The sequence below is a fragment of the Haemophilus parainfluenzae genome (assembly GCF_014931415.1).
Taxonomy (GTDB): domain Bacteria; phylum Pseudomonadota; class Gammaproteobacteria; order Enterobacterales; family Pasteurellaceae; genus Haemophilus_D; species Haemophilus_D parainfluenzae_AF.
Window position 1 is genome coordinate 218,947 of the sequence record NZ_CP063121.1, and the last position, 17,401, is coordinate 236,347.

A 17,401-nucleotide genomic window follows, 5' to 3' on the forward strand; every position below is an offset into this window, starting at 1 on the left:
ATTCGGTTCAACTAAAATGCTTGAATTCCAACAAGATAATCAATTCTTTCTTTTCAATCTCACAGAAAAACCAACAGAGCCCGCTTCATTTTTTGAATCGGCTTTTTGGGAAAAACAACAATGTATTACCGGTTCAGCCAAAGGACGTGGCACAACCTACTTCCTGAACACAAAAGATCTGTTTGGGGTAAATACTGCCCTTCGTCACTATTATCGAGGCGGTTTATGGGGAAAATTCAACAAAGATCGCTATCGTTTTCAATCATTGAGTGAAACTCGCAGCTTGGCGGAATTTCAGCTGTTAAATCAACTCCATCAAGCAGGCGTTGCCGTACCTAAACCGATTGCTGCTCGTGTTAAAAAAGGCAAATTAGGGATTTGTTACCAAGCGGATATCTTGATAGAAAAGATCGAAAATGCCCAAGATCTGACCGCACTTTTACAAATTCAACAACTACCGAATGACATCTGGCAAGCCATTGGTAAATTAATTCGTCAGTTGCATGATTTGCAAATTTGCCATACAGATCTCAATGCTCATAATATTCTCGTTCAACAACTCGAAAATGAACAAAAATGTTGGCTCATTGATTTCGATAAGTGCGGTCAAAAATCAGGAGATTCTTGGAAACAAGGCAACTTGGAAAGATTACACCGCTCTTTTGTCAAAGAAGTCGGCAGAATGAATATTCAATTCAGTGGAGAAAATTGGGCTGAATTGTTGAAAGGTTACAATCACTAAAACTAGCAAAAAACAAACCGCACTTTTGTGCGGTTTGTTGCATTTTAAGCTTCAGGCTCTTCTAATTCTTCGTACTTAGGTTCAGTACTTAAAATAATCTCTTGAATATGCTCTGCCATTTTTTGATCACATTCACGAGCAATATCAACCATCGCCGGATTTTTAAATATGCCTTTGTCAGGATCATAAACTTGCGACATTAAGGCCACTTCATGGCGATCTGCATCAAAATAATATTGACTGACTGCTTTTGCCATTTTAGGAGCCATACCTAAATTGATAAGCGCTCGTTTTCCTGCGCGAACTGCTGAATCAAAAGTTTCACGAATCACATCATCAGCTCCTGCTTGATATAGCGCAAAGGTATCAAAACGATCGAATGCTCGTGCAATGATTTTTATGCGAGGATTAATTTCTCGAGCAAAATGAACGATTTGATTTGCTTGCGCCGGATTATTGATCGCGACGACAAGCAAATCAGCCTTTTCCAATCCTGCTGCAATTAAAAATTCTGGACGAGAAGCATCACCAAAATAGGATTTGATTCCATAATCATTAAAGCCTTTAATCATGGTAGGATCTAAATCAACGACAGTAGTATCGTAACCACTTAACCGCAGTAAATCATTCACAATCTGGCCAAAACGCCCCATCCCCAGAATTAAGATTGGATGCTGTTCATCAATTTCATCCGGCTGAATATCATCTGTCTTCGGTTTAGGCATCAGTTTTTCATAAAGAATTAATATAATCGGCGTAAACACCATCGAAAGCACAACAATCGCGGTCATATTCGCATTTACGGTTTGATCTATCACGCCTTCTGATGTAGCAGCAGCAAATAAGACAAATGCAAACTCCCCACCTTGAGCCATTAAAAATGCTCGCTCCAATGCGGTTTTATGTGAGCTTTTTGCTACGCGAGCAACCAAGTAAATACAGAGACCTTTTGTGAGCATGAGAGAAATCACACCCAATAAAATCAATGACCAGTTTTCAATAACCACATCGAGATTTAATGACATTCCCACGCCAAGGAAGAAAAGACCAAGTAGCAAGCCGCGGAAAGGCTCAATATCGGCTTCAAGTTGGTGACGGAAAGACGACTCGGATAGCATGACACCTGCAACAAAAGCGCCCATTGCCATCGAAAGCCCGGCTTCTTCCATTAATAACCCCGAACCTAACACAACAAAGAGTGCAGCAGCAGTCATTACTTCACGTGCTTTAGAGTTAGCGAGAATTTTGAAGACTGGATTCAGAATAAAACGCCCAATGAAAACTAGCGCACCTAATGCTACCATCGCAATAAGCGCAGACTGCCACCAAATAATTTGTGATTCACGTTCAAAAGGTGATAAAAATGTAATGATCGCTAATAAAGGTACAATCAACAAATCTTCAAATAATAAAATTGAAACAATTTTTTGACCTGGTTTTGTTGAAAGTGCTTTACGTTCACCGAGTACCTGCATCACGATTGCTGTAGATGTTAAAACAAAACCCGATGAACAAACAAACGCGACTTCCCAAGATAAACCAAATTGAGTCGCTACAACGGTCATCAGTACCGCAGAAATGACAACCTGCAAGCTACCTAATCCAAAAATCTGACGACGCAAGCTCCAAAGATGAGAAGGCTTCATTTCAAGTCCAATCACGAATAAAAACATCACCACGCCAAATTCAGCAAGATGAATAATCGCTTGTGGATCATGAATAATATGTAATCCAAAAGGCCCAATAACTAATCCTGCCGCTAAATAACCTAATACCGAACCTAATCCAATGCGTTTAAATAACGGCACGGCAACAACTGCAGCTCCCAATAGGGCTACAACCCGAATGAGATCCCCTGCTCCTTCCGCAGCCATAGTTAACTCCTCAAATATTTTAAATATAAAAAAAGACCGCCTAATGCGATCTCGATAAATGGTCCCCCTTGCCGGACTTGAACCAGCGACCAAGCGATTATGAGTCGCCTGCTCTAACCGACTGAGCTAAAGGGGGAAAGTGCGGTTGATTATAGAGAAATAATCATTTGAAGTCTATATACAAAAGGATGGTCGTTGGAAAATTAACCATCCTTTTTAGTCTGACTATTCTATTTTTAAATCCGACAGATTATTTGCTGCTCATAAGCGGCATCATTTTCTAGCTTAATTCCCTCTTCATTAAAATCAGCGGTATGTTTATGGGTAAATCTGACTTTTTCTGTCGCGCCCATTTTAAACCATTCATATTCCGAATCAATATGACCAATATCAATGGCTCGATAACCTAATTCGGATAAATTATAGGCTAACACTTTTGCCGTTGGTCCAAGCATAAGCAATATTAGACGATTTTCTGCATGCTGAATGATTGCTTGCTGAATTTGTTCAATGTAAGAATATGCATCTCTGGCAGGGCAAATAATTCGCTTAATGGAATGAGCATTATCAAATAAATCATTTCCCACTCCCGAACGCGAAGTCACTCCTTCAACAATCAATAAATCTTTATCTTGCCAAAGCTGTTTTAATTTCTCAAACCAACGAGCAGACTGGGTTTTATCTTGCCAATCGATATAAGGACGAGAGAGGAAAGTATTCCCATATTCACTCGCAGTACATACATTCTCATAATAAAGGGAATGATTGTTTAAATGAATTCGCCAATAGCTCTGCGTCGAATCAATATAAGGGGAAAGCGAATCGAACATCGGAGGCAAACAAATCAAGCGATTTTCATTGCTTTCCATGCGTAAAATATTTTCCAATTCTGCTGCCAATTTTGGATCATAATCTTGGTAAACAATCCAATTCCCTTTAATCAGGATAAATTCACCATCTCCAAAACGAATCACTGAGCAAGGGTTTTGCAACATAAAATCCAAAGTTTCATCTACGGATTTCACCTTTATTTGACGTGGTAAAACTTTATGATTTGCCTGAGCAATTAGAGGTAACGTTTGGATAAGATTATCTATATCACAAAAATCACCTAATCGATGAGCCAACCAATAAGGCTTCTCACTCGCTAATTTATTTAGCATTTGCTTAATGAAAGCCTTACGAATCAAATACATCTGACAATGTGCAAGATTGTAATGTTCTATCCGTCGGAAAAGTGCCGAATTAAGTCGCCCTTCTCCCTGATAAATTTTATCATCCCAAAATTCATGCTGACGGGAACATTCTAGTAATGCAATCTGATATTGAGAGCCTGCTAGATAACCATTCACATATTCTTGCAATATACTAAAGTAATTTGGTGATAGCTGTAAATCTGCTTCCGCGACAATCGCAAATTCATTATCAGCAATCGTTTCATCTGCCGCTATTTTCCGCCAACATTCAATATGTGAAAGTGTATTAGCGATTTCATCTATCGTGATTTCTCGATGTAAAATCGCTTTAGCTTTTGACAAATTAAATACTGTTTCATCACCAATCTGAGAAACTAACTCAGATGAAACAGAAACGATAGGCGTATAATTGCAGCCATCTGCTTGAGCCAAGAAATGAGCAAGTTCAGTTTTCTGACTTGGCAGATAAATCACAAATCCTTTCATTGATTCTATTCACTTGATAATAAAAAGCCCCATAAAGGGGCTATTTGAGATTATTGCAATAGCGAAATATCCGCCACTTGTAGGAACAAGCCTTGTAACGTGTTTAAAATCGCTAAGCGGTTTTGGCGTAATGCTGGATCTTCAGCATTTACCATCACGTTATCAAAGAAACTGTCTACCGGTGCGCGTAAGTTCGCTAATTTATCTAATACTGCTGTGTAATCACCTTTTGCAATAAGTGGTTGTACTTCAGCACGTAATGCAAGTACCGCTTCAGCAAGGGCTTTTTCTGCTGGTTCTACGCAAGCGGTCAAATTAATCTCGCCAATTGCAGCATCCGCTTTGGCTAATATATTACTTACACGTTTATTTGCTGCTGCTAACGCTTCCGCTGAATCTAAAGTACGGAAGTGGGAAACCGCACGTACACGTGCATCAAAGTCAGCTGGACGGGTTGGACGACGTGCCAATACCGCTTGAATCACATCCACCGCAATGCCTTCATCTTGATACCATGCACGGAAACGGCCGAGCATAAAGTCCACCACATCAGCAACCACATTTTGATTCGTGAGTTTATCACCGAAAAGTGCGGCTGATTTTTTCACTAAATCTTCTAAATCAAGTGGTAGGTTTTTCTCTACGATAATACGTAACGCACCTAATGCCGCACGACGCAATGCAAATGGGTCTGCACTACCTTTTGGTGCTTGGCCGATGCCGAAGATCCCCGTTAAGGTATCAAATTTATCCGCTAAAGCGACCGCACTTGCCACTAAGGATTTCGGTAATTCATCCCCCGCAAAGCGTGGCATATATTGTTCATTTAATGCTACTGCCACTTCTTCGTCTTCACCATCATGACGAGCATAGTGCATACCCATTACGCCTTGCGTATCAGTAAATTCGAATACCATGTTGGTCATCAAGTCACATTTTGACAGTAACCCCGCACGTTTTGCTTTCGCTTCGTCTGCACCGATTTGTTTTGCAATTTCGCCTGCAAGTTGTTCAATACGATCAGTTTTATCTTTCAATGTACCCAGTTGTTGTTGGAACAACACGGTTTCCAAACGTGGTAAACGATCAACCAGTTTTTGTTTTAAGTCGGTTTTAAAGAAGAATTCCGCATCGGTTAAACGTGGACGAACCACTTTTTCATTCCCTTCGATAATCGCGGTTGGATCTTCCGGGTTGATATTCGATACAAAAATAAAGTGTGGTAATAATTTGCCATCTTTATCATAAATCGGGAAATATTTTTGGTCGCCTTTCATGGTGTAAACCAAGGCTTCCGCAGGCACCGCTAAGAAGCGTTCTTCAAATTTTGCCGCTAAAACGTTTGGATATTCCACCAACGAAGTCACTTCTTCAAGCAAGCTTTCTTCAATATCAGCCACGCCGCCAAGTGCGGTCGCTTTTGCTTGAGATTTTGCAAGGATTTCTGCTTTACGCTCATTGAAGTCGGCTACCACAGAACCTTTCTCACGCAATAATTGCGGATATTGGTCTGCATGTTGAATTTCAAATTCTTTCTCGCCTAAGAAACGGTGACCCCGAATGGTGCGCGCACTTGCCACACCTAAAATTTCGCCTTCGATTAACTCATCACCTAACAGCATGGTCACGGTATGAACCGGACGGATAAATTGCACAGTTTTGTCTGCCCAACGCATTGGTTTTGGAATTGGCAATTTCGCCAAGGCATTAGCCACAATGTCGCTCAGCAAGTTTTTGGTCGGTTGACCTTCAATTTTTGCACGGTGAACGAGCCATTCGCCTTTATCGGTCGCAATGCGTTCTGCTTGCTCTACGGTAATACCACAACCACGCGCCCAGCCTTCTGCCGCTTTTGTTGCTTTACCTTCCGCGTCAAAAGCTGCAGATACTGCTGGCCCGCGTTTTTCGATTTCTTTGCTTGGCTGTTGTGTCGATAAGTTCAATACTTTCACCGCCAAACGACGCGGTGCCGCAAACCATTCGATTTTATCGAATGATAAACCTGCTTGGTTTAATTCCGCCTCAACATTATCCGCAAAAGAGGTCGCTAATGTTTTGAGAGCTTTTGGTGGCAGCTCTTCTGTGCCGATTTCTACTAGGAAGTTTTGGGTTGTCATTTTTTACTCATCATTTTATAAATTCTCGTTTAATACTATTTAATATTTTATATTGTGATACTAAATTGTACATTTTAAACTAGCGCACTTGGTTAAGATATTTTTAATTAAGCCATTTATCCTTGATGTCTCGACTCATCATCTTGTCTTATATGATTCTAATACGTAAAGCTTAAACTCTTCCCATTTCCTTATATAACTGGGAACCTTACACCCTCTTACCTCTTCATAAATTAAGTCAGCAATAGCTTCTCTATCAAAATGAAAGACTTTATACCGACCTCCTACAACATATGAGATTATATATTTGTCATATTTTTCTATGAACTCTTTTTCTTCTATGGTTAATTCATCATACGATTGTATCCAGGTTATATTAGCAGAATGTGCTCTTTGTTTAACTTCTTCCGTAGCCCATCGCATCGACTCTATTTTTTCATATAAAGCATTTTCTACTTTCCTGAATTCTAGTTCTTTATATTTAAAGACATCATAACTATTGTAGTTACTATAAAAAAAATCATCAGCTGAAAAAAAAGAGGGCTTTAAATATTCTATACCTCGTCTCTCATACATGCTATAAATATATTCTCTGTCACCATTATCAATTTGTTTATCAAAAATTAGATAATCATATTCATCATCAGAATTTTTGTCATCTTCAGCCAATATTGTAAATAAATTATTCACACCATCCTTTAATCCTGTATATTTTCCCTTATACCGACGAATAATTCTTTCTCTACGTTGCGCATCTATTGAATGATAATTCAAACCTAAATTCATTTCTGTATACAGAGGATAACGATACATACTGGGTGAAAGAAATGAGCTTACGTATGTTGCCCCCCTAAGATAAAATAAAGCGTCATCAAAATTTAAGAATATAAATCGTGGATTTTGAAACTTTCTAACAAAAGTTTTTTTATAAGATGCGGGCTCATCCTCAACCAACCACATACTAGGTATTTCACCAGTTCCTAGATTTAAATCATCCCAATCTCCCATTAATATCCCCTCTTCTAGTTTATTCTAAATGATAACGTAAACCTCATTTATTAACTCACGTTAATATATGACACCAGTACATAATAGCTCCTATTCAAAGAAAGTAGAAAAGCCATTTCCAAATTTAATTGTCATAGAATGTTACACTGGATAATTTGTTACTTCCATTATGCAATAAAATGACTTTCAAATTTTTTAACTTTTCTTGGTTTTGTTTTCTCAGGCAAGGGGGCAACTTATTGTAATTTTAAATTAATATCTCTTAATTTTTCTAATTTATCTAAATCAACTCTAATCTCAGTAGGGAAAGACACTAGATGTTCTAATTTTTCTAATAATTCTTTATCTAAAATAGAAGTGATATTCTCTATATCTTGATCATTAAACCAAACTATCAACCTACCCAAAACATCCCCTCCTATTTTAGACAAGTTTGACTCTAATAAATCAATTACCTCTTTCTTACTAAGAGGATAAGTGTTTAAATCAAAATATTCATCTTTTACAGAATATTTAACAACCCGACCATATTCATTACAAAAGTCTTTTTTTACCTTATATTCAATACTCTTTATAGCATCTTCAAGATTTTCGGCTCTTACAATATAAAATAAAGTAGTTTGAGGCTGCTCATTACAAAAAAAAGTAAGATGATATTGTTTCATTGTTACTCCTTAAGAAAGAATATGTAAATAAAGTAAATTATGGGCAATTTACGCATTACTTAAGCATTGTTATATGCTCATCATCGTAAAATCAAGTGGATTTAATTCTGTATCTCGTAATGCATCTTTTTCCTGATAATTAACTAGTTCTTACCGTTCTTAATACTCTCACTCAACACCTGTTGAAAACGCTCGTAATCACAAAAACCATGTCCATCTTTTTCACAGCCTTTGAGTGTTAATGCTGTTTGATTTGGTGGTGTCGCCAAACTTAATGGCGTGATATTAATCAGCTGGTCGGTGGTTTGATAAACATAATCCAACTTAAATTTCAATTTGCCACTTGGCTTATGTTTCCACACTTCAAACATCAGTTTTCCGCCAATTGGAATATTTTCCAATGAATCATTCAATTCATAAGGCTCAACACCTAGTGCCGCAAGCAGAGCAACGATATTCGAATCGTGTCCAACCAATAAGTTAATTTTATTTTCGCTGTTTAGCTGTTGCTGAATAAATGCCAATAACGGATATGAGGCATTTTGTGCCAGCGCTTCGTTGTTTTTAAATAATGTGCGGTAATATTCGTTTTTAATTTCGTTAATTGCACGCCATTTTTCTTGGCTATCCACGCGGCCATTTGCGATTTCTGAATCAGGCTTACCCACATAATGCGCAAGCAATAATGCACTGACAATTTTCTTTCCTGTGCTGATAGAGCCAGTAATTTTGACCGACTTACCGTCTTTAATACTGTACTCACCGACTTTTCTACCTAAATCACATTCGCCTTTTTGCAAGCAGTTTGGTGAGTTTTTGTAATCGATAATTTCACTCAATAGCGCATAATGTGGCGCTAGTTTTTGCTGTAAAGCGGTTAAATCAACATTATTTTTTGCTGATTCGATCAAAGCTTTACTTGGGTTGTGGACTTTTGTAGTAAAAATTGGATCTTTTTCTGAACCAATTTTACCGTGATGTTGCAGTTGAACATTGCAGCCCGCAAATGCGCCAGAAACAATCGCTTGCCCCGTTGCAACTGTGCGTTGTACTGCATTCGCATAAGCAAAAATACCCTCACCCAATGCACAACGTTCTGTCGTTAATAATCCTTTATCCGCAAGCCATTGCCCTAAATATTGCCCGAAGTAGGTTTCTAATACCGTCCCTTTTGCCGTGAGATAACCAGATGGAACATTCCATTTCGCCCACGCATACGGCGAATATTTTGTCATCTCTTGTGGGTCTTTTTCCACTGGTGAGCGTAACCCATGACGACTGAAAATTAAGACTTTCTCAAGCTCATAATCGTCATTCTGGCTTTTGGAGTAATTTTCTGTTGCAAATGCACCACTTGCAAGCGACAAGCTAAATAAAAGTGCGGTGAGTTTTAGGGCTATTTTTTTCATATTCGAGACTTAATCATTTAATGTTGAAATTGAGCTATAAAAATTCAATGCATATTTAGTGCCGTAAACTAACACCATAAATACCGCTACAATATTAACTACCGCAAAAAAGATTAGCTGTTTACTGTTGCTTTCCAGCCAGAGCATTTTAAATAATGCGAGCGTACCAATATTTTCATCCAGTTCGCTCTCTCCACTCAGTGTTCTTAAGGTTTTGAGCATTTTGCGTACAAAAGCGACGGTATTTATTGCCATAACGCTGAGAGCAATAAATCCTGAAGCCAAGCTCAAAAACAGCACGAGCACATTACTCCACGCCCAATGCGTCCAATTCAGCTCTGAATACATAAATAACGCGAGTGACAAAAACAACACAGCGGGTGTTAAATTTCGCAAAAACATTAAATAGTCATCACCAATTCTAAATAAAAATTGCAAAAAACTGACTTTCTTCATTACTTACGAATTTTCCAACTATTCTTGGTTTTCATTAAACGCACTTTGCCGTCTTTAGACACATAGCCGCCTTTGACTACCTCTAAAATCGTGTTTTCAGGCAAGTCAGAAGCAAACACTTCAACCTGTTGCTTGTCTTCCGAAAGAATACCGTACACCGCTTGAGTTTTATTAGCAGGATCATCTAACTTAATATCCGCCACATCAAACACTTGTACACAGGCATTTTTCAAATAAGAATAAGATTGGCCCACACTGGGTAAGCAACCGTGAGCATCGGTTTCCCCGCCCACAGTTGGTATTTCAGCTTGCGGTTGTGCATTGCTACAAGCGGTCAAAATCATCGCTGAAGTTGCAAAGGCTAAGGTTTTTTTCATCATTTTAGAAAATCTCTTTTAATTTAGATTCATCTAAAATAACACGATCGTCCTCTAACAATAATGCCGGGAAGCCTGCATAGCCTTGCGCTTTGGCATCATCAAATGCGGCGTGACGATCACGCAAACGCAACCATTGTTTCAAATTTGGAATGGAAGATAATACTTCCACGGCCTCATAATCCACACCCAAGCGTTTTAACTCCGCCACAAATGGCGCTGTATCCGGGCAATCTGCCGCATAATAAAGAATGGGTTTCATTATTCACCTTCTTGTTCGGCTGCCGCAGTTGGGTTCAATTTTGGTTCGCCAATTTTGGTTAAGCGGTTACGATCGCGATGTTCAAATGGAGCATCATAATTCGGGATAATTAGGATGGTGGTTTGATCGTATGACCAAGTGCCATCATCATGAAATTTCACCGTCATTTCAAAACTTTCCGTGGTAAATGAACGCTCTAAGAACGGATTCGAAATGATGCCGTTTGTTAGTGAACCACGTACCGCTTTTACGGTGAATTCTTTCGCATCAGCCGGTGCATTACCAACCGCAATAAACGTTTGGCCGCGTGGAATGCTGCCCGTTAATAAAATATTGCCTGTTTCAGGTTCCCATAACCAGTAACCAACTTGATCATGGAAGGTTTCTACCTCGCCCGGTTGTACAATATGAGCGTGATAACGCAATCCATAATAGAGTTGCGGACCATTAGTTTGACCATCTGTTGGATGGGCTTCATAACGTTCGATATAAGGATCTTTTTCTGGCCCTTCTGCTTTTGGGTTGATATCCACACCACGCTTACCTTCCCAAACACCCGCTAATCTAGCCAATGGGCCTAAATTCGCGAGCGTATTCGGATCAGTTTCTGCTTCCGTGTAGATATCGTCTGGGTATTGAAAATCTTTCATGATTATCTCCTTATATCGTTGTGTTAATACTAAAGTGCGGTTGTTTTTTGCCTATTTTTTACAGCCTGGGAAACCTAAGGCTTCACGGCTCGCATAGTACGCTTCCGCCACGCCTTTGGTTAATGCGCGAATGCGTAAAATATAGCGTTGACGCTCTGTGACCGAAATCGCTTTACGTGCATCTAACAAGTTGAAGCTGTGTGCCGCTTTTAAAATGCGCTCGTAAGCCGGTAATGGTAACGGACGTTCTAATTCTAATAAGCTTTTCGCCTCTTTTTCATATTGATCGAAGCAGTAGAATAAGAAATCGGTATCGGCGTATTCAAAGTTGTAAGTTGATTGCTCGACTTCATTTTGGTGGAATACATCGCCATAAGTGGTTTTACCAAGCGGGCCATCAGACCAAACTAAGTCATACACAGAATCCACACCTTGAATATACATCGCTAAACGCTCTAAACCGTAAGTTACTTCACCTGTTACCGGTTTACATTCTAAGCCACCCACTTGTTGGAAATAGGTAAATTGGGTTACTTCCATACCGTTTAGCCACACTTCCCAGCCTAAACCCCAAGCACCTAAGGTTGGGTTTTCCCAGTTATCTTCCACGAAACGAATATCGTTTTGTGTTGGATCAAAACCGAGCATTTCAAGAGAACCTAAATAGAGTTCTTGAATATTATCTGGGGACGGTTTAATCACCACTTGGAATTGGTAGTAATGTTGTAAACGGTTTGGGTTTTCGCCATAACGACCATCGGTTGGACGACGTGAAGGTTGCACATAAGCAAATGCCATTGGCTCTGGGCCTAATGCGCGTAATGCAGTCATTGGGTGAGAAGTACCTGCGCCCACTTCCATATCAAAAGGTTGAACAACGGTACAGCCTTGATTTGCCCAATATTCTTGCAAGGCCAAAATCATACCTTGGAATGTTTTTACGTTGAATTTTGTACTCATAATTTTTTTAATAACAATGTGATGAAAAATACAGGCATTATACTTGAAACTATAAGGCGGATAAAGGCGAAAAAGTGCGGTCAGAAAAATCCTTAAATTTTTTATTTCTCTTAAATTTCATTCATTTTGATGATGAGTTATTTTCATCATGATAGGTTTGCTTGCCAAGCCTCAAATGTGTAAACTGCTGGCGCTTTTATACAGACTTTTATCCTAGGGATTTTAAAATGAAAAAAAATGTGATTACTTCAGCGATTTTATTAGCGATTCCGGCATTAGCGGCGGCTGAGGAAAAAGAAATTCAACTTGAACCCATTCATGTTTATTCAGCTTACGCCACCCCAGTAAACCAAGATCAAACCGCTTCATCTGTTACTGTTTTAACTGAGAAAGATTTTTCAGAACGTAATGCGACTTATGTGAGTGATGTATTAAAAACCGTACCTGGCGTAGCAATGGGAGTTAGCGGAGGGCGAGGTGCAGCAACAAGCCTTTTCTTACGTGGTGCAGATTCCAATCAAACAGCTGTTATTATTGATGGCATAAAAGTTAATCCAGTTAATGGATATGGTTTTGATTTTGGAGGTTTATCATTAAGTAACATTGAACGCATTGAAGTTTTACGAGGTGAACAATCAGCACTTTGGGGAAGTGATGCGATGGGAGGAGTGGTTTATATCACCACTAAAAGTGGTTTATACAAAGATAAGCTATTTAACGTAGATTTTGATTTAGGAACTGGTTCTCACGGTACAGTGGACGGTAGTGCTACTGTCTCAGGTTACAACAATGGTTTCTACTATTCTGTTCATGGAGATAGCCACCATACTCGTGGAATTTCAGCTTATAGTGATCGCAAATTCACTTACACAGGTGAAAATGCTGCAATTTATAATCCAACCTCAATTGCGTCTGAAAGGGATAAATTCCATAGAGATGGTGTATCTGCCAGACTGGGCTATGATGATAGCCAAAAAGGTATAGAGTTCTTGAGTTCTCATTCAACACAAACTGTTCACTATGATAGCAGCTCCAACGATCAGCTCTCCGATGATAGAATCAGAACACGAGAAACTCTATATAAACTAAGTAGTTACGTAGGAAATGAGCAAAGCCTGTTTAAACATAAATTTAATTTCAGCCATCTGAAAACAGATCGTGATGTATTTTCTTCTTATGGAAGCGCTTACGATGCTAAAAAATCTGATGTTAATTATCAATTAGATATTAATTTTGATCGAGAAGGAAGTGTTACTCAAGCTGTCAGTCTTTTGGCTGATTATAATAAAGCCAACTATCGAGGCAGCGAATATTCCTATGATAAATTAAAAATTAGTGATAAAAGCGTTGCAATGGAATATCGCTTATTAAGTAAAGATGACCATAGTTTCGCACTGAGTGGACGATATATTGATAACTCACAATATGGGAATGCATTTAACACTCGTATTTCTGGAGCATATCGCTTGTCACCCAATTTTCGTACTCATGCAAGTTTAGGGACTGCCACACAAACACCAACAGTGGTTGAATATTTTGGCTATACTGGCTACTCACTTCCAAACTTCAATCTTAAACCAGAGAAAAGCCGTGGTGGTGAAATAGGACTATTAATTGAGTCAAATGATAAAAATCATAGCTTAGATGTAACTTATTTTGCACGTAATGTAAAAGATCTTATTTCAGAGCAAGCACTTCCTGGAACTTGCTTTACAACTAGCTGGGGAACATCTTGCACCTATAAATCTATGAACATGCATGGTACGAGTAAAATTCGTGGAATTGAATTAGTTTATAACGGAAAATTAAGTGACAAATTAACTTCTTATGCAAATTACACTTATACAGGAACAAAAGATAGTCAAGATAAGCAACTTATCCGACGCCCGAAACATACAGCAAACGCTGGTTTAAATTATCAAATTACAGAACAACTAGGATCAAGTGTAAATGTTTCATACGTGGGAAAACGTATTGATAATAATAGAGATCGTTATCGTATGCCATCTTATACCTTAGTAAATCTAGGTGTAAATTATCAATTAACTCAAAATCTAAATATTTATGCTAATTTAAACAACGTATTCAATAAAAAATACGAAAACATTGTAGGCTACGGCCAAGACGGACGTAATGTTTACGTTGGGTTGAAAGGCTCGTTCTAATTATTACCCACTAATAAGGGCGTGCTTAGCACGCCTTTTTACATTCTTGATGGCGTAGCGTATCATTATCTATATGCAAAAAACTCGCTTAATTTTAACCGCACTTTTCCTTCCGTTTACCGCTCAGGCTTCGGAACAATTTGTCTCGCTCACGCTTTGCAGTGACAGGCTGCTTATCGAACTGGCTGAGCCTTCACAAATTGCTGCACAGTCGCCTTATTCGAAAAATCCGTTGATGATGTTGGATAAAATCAATACCGATAAACCTGTATTGGAACCGCAATTAACGGAATTATTGCCCTATTTGGATAAAACCATTCTGATTAACGAAACCTTTTATCCCCAATTAGTCACAGAGCTGAAAAAACTCGGTGTGAAAATTATCCCTATTAACGACAGCCCACAAACGCCTGATGAATTATTTGCGCTGATTCTAGAATTAGGAAAACAATTAGGTAACGAGCAAAAGGCGGCTGATTTAGTAACAAAACTCAAATCGCAAAACTTTCACTTAAATCGACCGCTTACCGACACGCTGATTTTATCGGAAACAGGTGTGGTAGAGAGTTATTATCCGCAATATCCCGTACTGTTAAATTTACTCGGATTAACACCATTAAAAACACCACTTACCGCACAAAATTTCTCATTAGAAAAAGTGATTTTAAGCCAACCGAATATGCTGATTTCACTGACTGATAAACAAGGTTACAATGCACAAGCTGAATTACTGCACCACCCTATGTTGCAAGATTTTTTCAAAAACCAACCGCTTGTCAGCATCCCGATGAAATATACCTATTGTTTCGATCATGGCGTGTGGCAAGGGGCGGAGAAGATTTATCAACAGTTAAAATAACCTATGACCAAAACACTAAAATTAAATACCGCACTTTTCTTCGCGTTGCTGTTGATTAGCGGCTTTGCGATTTATCATCAGCTCGGCGATTTCGCCCATCTCAAAAATGCGGATGGCGTGCTCACTGATATGCGTTCGATGGTGCTGTGGGATATTCGTTTTCCGCGCATTGGTTTAGCTTTATTGACTGGCGCTAGCCTAGCCATAGCGGGCAATGCGATGCAAGGTATTTTCCAAAATCCATTAGCGAGTCCAGGCTTACTTGGTAGTAGTTCTGGAGCAACAGCGGCTAGTGTATTTATCCTCTATTATTTTGCCGTGCCATTTTCACTGCTCTTAGCCGGTGGTGTGATTGGTGCGCTTTTAAGTTTTTTAATCGTGTATTTGATCGCTAAAAACTATGGCACCACGATGATGATTCTGAGCGGCTTAGCGGTCAATATGTTGCTTGGGTCAGCAATCGCATTACTGCTTTCCAACGCGGAAAGCCCATGGGCATTAGCCGAACTTTATCGTTGGTTACAAGGCTCATTAATGTGGGCGAAATTAGATACCTTGCTTATTTCACTCCCGATTGTTCTGGCGGGAATTTTCTGTTTATACCATACTCGCCGATACTTAGATTTACTCACCTTTGGTGAAGAGACAGCGAGCACCATGGGTGTGGATCCCAAACGTAGCTTTTTCATCAGCACCTTTGGTGTGGCTTTATTAGTTGGGGCGACCATTCCTCAAACCGGTACCATTGGTTTTATCGGTTTAATCGCACCACACTTCGCCCGTATTTTATTAAAAGCTCGACCGTCAAAACTTTACCTTACCAGTGCGTTAATCGGAGCATTATTGCTGTTACTGGCCGATTTAGCGATTTTATATATTCCACTGTTTTCACATATTTACATCGGAACATTGACTGCGCTTATCGGTGCCCCTTGTTTGATTTGGATGTTATTAACGCAACAGAGAAAAATCTATGATTAGAATTGAAAAACTCACCCAAGCCTATTGCTTAAATGACATCAACTGTGCGCTTCAATCAGGTAAATTGATCGGCATTATGGGTGCCAATGGTGCGGGAAAATCCACTTTATTGAAAACCATTGCAGGTATCTTACCCCTCAAACAAGGGGAAATTTGGTTTGATGATCAGCCATTAAGTAAAATGAATGCAACTGAAAAAAGCCAACACATTGCTTACCTTGCACAAAATACGCAAATTCATTGGGATTTATCCGTTTATGATGTGATTGCGTTAGGCTTGGCAGCTCCGTTGCCAAAAGAAAAAGAGCGGTTAAAAATTCAAGCGTTTTCAGAAAAATTTGCGGTAACTCATTTGCTCGGTAAGCCATTCCAACAACTTTCAGGCGGTGAGAAAGCACGTGTACAACTCGCACGTTGCTGTATTAAAGAATCCCCTGTTTTATTGGTAGATGAGCCGATTGCGCCACTCGACCCTTATTATCAAATTGATATGATGGAACAGCTTAAATCACTCACACCGCAACATACGTGTGTCGTCGCCATTCATCACCTGTCGTTGGCTTATCAATTTTGTGATGAAATTGTTCTATTAGATAGAGGAAAATTGCTAGCTGTCGGTGAAACGAAAGCTGTATTAAATGCGGAGAATTTGGCGAAAGCCTTTCATATTCGTGCTGAGATTGATCCTCTGGAAAAAACTATCTCAAAAATTGAAAAGCAATAAAATAAAAGCACTTAGCGATTCACTAAGTGCTTTTTTATAGAAATGAATTACGGCTGGATTTCTGAATCTACAAAGAAATAAGCAATTTCTCGTTTTGCGCTGTCAACGCTATCAGAACCATGAACAGAATTTTCACGCTGACTTAACGCGAAGTCTTTACGGATAGTTCCTTCTGCCGCCTCAGCTGGATTCGTTGAACCAATCAAAGTACGGTAATCTTTTACGGCATTTTCTTTTTCCAATACAGAAACCACTATCGGACCAGAGAGCATATACTCCACCAACGGCTCAAAAAACGGTTTGCCTTGGTGTTCCGCATAGAAACCTTCCGCTTGTTCCTTGGTTAATTTCACCATTTTAAGTGCAACAACACGAAATCCTTGTGATTCAAAACGCCCTAAAATAGCACCAATTAAATGACGCTTTACTGCATCGGGTTTGATAATCGAAAAAGTACGTTCTACCATAAA

Annotated in this window: 17 protein-coding genes and 1 tRNA gene; 5 read left to right on the plus strand and 13 right to left on the minus strand. The window is 39.1% G+C overall.

Translation table 11 applies throughout. The features are described from left to right. Positions 1–16 precede the first annotated feature (16 nt). Positions 17–742, plus strand: coding sequence for a 3-deoxy-D-manno-octulosonic acid kinase (locus INP93_RS01110; protein WP_197544902.1), 726 nt, complete (start codon positions 17–19; stop codon positions 740–742). Positions 743–786: 44 nt separating this feature from the next. Here the strand turns inward: INP93_RS01110 and INP93_RS01115 are convergent, their stop codons facing one another. The 12 genes from INP93_RS01115 to glyQ all read right to left on the minus strand — a co-directional run bounded on the left by INP93_RS01115 (position 787) and on the right by glyQ (position 12,202). Next, entirely contained in the window at positions 787–2,616 is a 1,830-nt protein-coding gene (locus tag INP93_RS01115; protein ID WP_049364814.1) for a monovalent cation:proton antiporter-2 (CPA2) family protein, read from the minus strand. A gap of 59 nt (positions 2,617–2,675) precedes the next feature. Then, positions 2,676–2,752 (minus strand) — tRNA-Ile (locus tag INP93_RS01120). Positions 2,753–2,852: 100 nt separating this feature from the next. Then, on the minus strand, positions 2,853–4,298 hold the full coding sequence (locus INP93_RS01125; RefSeq protein WP_197544903.1) for an SP_1767 family glycosyltransferase: 1,446 nt from the start codon (positions 4,296–4,298) through the stop codon (positions 2,853–2,855). 50 nt (positions 4,299–4,348) lie between these two features. Beyond that, positions 4,349–6,415, minus strand: a complete 2,067-nt coding sequence (gene glyS / locus INP93_RS01130; RefSeq protein WP_197544904.1) for a glycine--tRNA ligase subunit beta — start codon at positions 6,413–6,415, stop codon at positions 4,349–4,351. Positions 6,416–6,553: 138 nt separating this feature from the next. Next, the gene (locus INP93_RS01135; RefSeq protein ID WP_197544905.1) at positions 6,554–7,423 is read right to left on the minus strand and encodes a hypothetical protein; all 870 of its coding nucleotides are present in this window, start codon (positions 7,421–7,423) and stop codon (positions 6,554–6,556) included. 236 nt (positions 7,424–7,659) lie between these two features. After that, positions 7,660–8,088, minus strand: a complete 429-nt coding sequence (locus tag INP93_RS01140) for a hypothetical protein (protein ID WP_197544906.1) — start codon at positions 8,086–8,088, stop codon at positions 7,660–7,662. Positions 8,089–8,231: 143 nt separating this feature from the next. Further along, positions 8,232–9,497 (minus strand): histidine-type phosphatase, encoded by a 1,266-nt coding sequence (locus INP93_RS01145; protein ID WP_197544907.1) that lies wholly within the window; start codon positions 9,495–9,497, stop codon positions 8,232–8,234. 9 nt (positions 9,498–9,506) lie between these two features. Beyond that, complete coding sequence (locus INP93_RS01150) at positions 9,507–9,953, minus strand: hypothetical protein (protein WP_197544908.1); 447 nt, start codon at positions 9,951–9,953, stop codon at positions 9,507–9,509. Next, positions 9,953–10,333, minus strand: coding sequence for a hypothetical protein (locus INP93_RS01155; RefSeq protein WP_197544909.1), 381 nt, complete (start codon positions 10,331–10,333; stop codon positions 9,953–9,955). Before INP93_RS01155 ends, INP93_RS01150 begins: the two co-directional genes overlap by 1 nt. A 1-nt stretch (position 10,334) precedes the next feature. Next, entirely contained in the window at positions 10,335–10,592 is a 258-nt protein-coding gene (locus INP93_RS01160; RefSeq protein WP_007241513.1) for a hypothetical protein, read from the minus strand. Beyond that, positions 10,592–11,242 (minus strand): FABP family protein, encoded by a 651-nt coding sequence (locus tag INP93_RS01165; RefSeq protein WP_111315087.1) that lies wholly within the window; start codon positions 11,240–11,242, stop codon positions 10,592–10,594. The genes INP93_RS01160 and INP93_RS01165 overlap by 1 nt, the downstream gene beginning before the upstream one ends. A gap of 51 nt (positions 11,243–11,293) precedes the next feature. Continuing rightward, positions 11,294–12,202, minus strand: coding sequence for a glycine--tRNA ligase subunit alpha (gene glyQ, locus INP93_RS01170; protein WP_005695296.1), 909 nt, complete (start codon positions 12,200–12,202; stop codon positions 11,294–11,296). A gap of 227 nt (positions 12,203–12,429) precedes the next feature. Here glyQ and INP93_RS01175 point away from each other — a divergent pair, with 227 nt between their 5' ends. The 4 genes from INP93_RS01175 (at position 12,430) to INP93_RS01190 (ending at position 16,931) form a co-directional block, all read left to right on the plus strand. Further along, positions 12,430–14,367, plus strand: coding sequence for a TonB-dependent receptor plug domain-containing protein (locus INP93_RS01175; protein ID WP_197544910.1), 1,938 nt, complete (start codon positions 12,430–12,432; stop codon positions 14,365–14,367). A 73-nt stretch (positions 14,368–14,440) separates the two neighbouring features. Further along, positions 14,441–15,226, plus strand: coding sequence for a substrate-binding domain-containing protein (locus INP93_RS01180; protein ID WP_197544911.1), 786 nt, complete (start codon positions 14,441–14,443; stop codon positions 15,224–15,226). A gap of 3 nt (positions 15,227–15,229) precedes the next feature. Next, on the plus strand, positions 15,230–16,207 hold the full coding sequence (locus tag INP93_RS01185) for a FecCD family ABC transporter permease (protein ID WP_197544912.1): 978 nt from the start codon (positions 15,230–15,232) through the stop codon (positions 16,205–16,207). Beyond that, the gene (locus INP93_RS01190) at positions 16,200–16,931 is read left to right on the plus strand and encodes an ABC transporter ATP-binding protein (protein WP_197544913.1); all 732 of its coding nucleotides are present in this window, start codon (positions 16,200–16,202) and stop codon (positions 16,929–16,931) included. Before INP93_RS01185 ends, INP93_RS01190 begins: the two co-directional genes overlap by 8 nt. A gap of 47 nt (positions 16,932–16,978) precedes the next feature. On the opposite strand, the gene ndk is transcribed toward INP93_RS01190, so the two are convergent. Beyond that, the gene (gene ndk, locus INP93_RS01195; RefSeq protein ID WP_197544914.1) at positions 16,979–17,398 is read right to left on the minus strand and encodes a nucleoside-diphosphate kinase; all 420 of its coding nucleotides are present in this window, start codon (positions 17,396–17,398) and stop codon (positions 16,979–16,981) included. Positions 17,399–17,401: the final 3 nt, after the last annotated feature.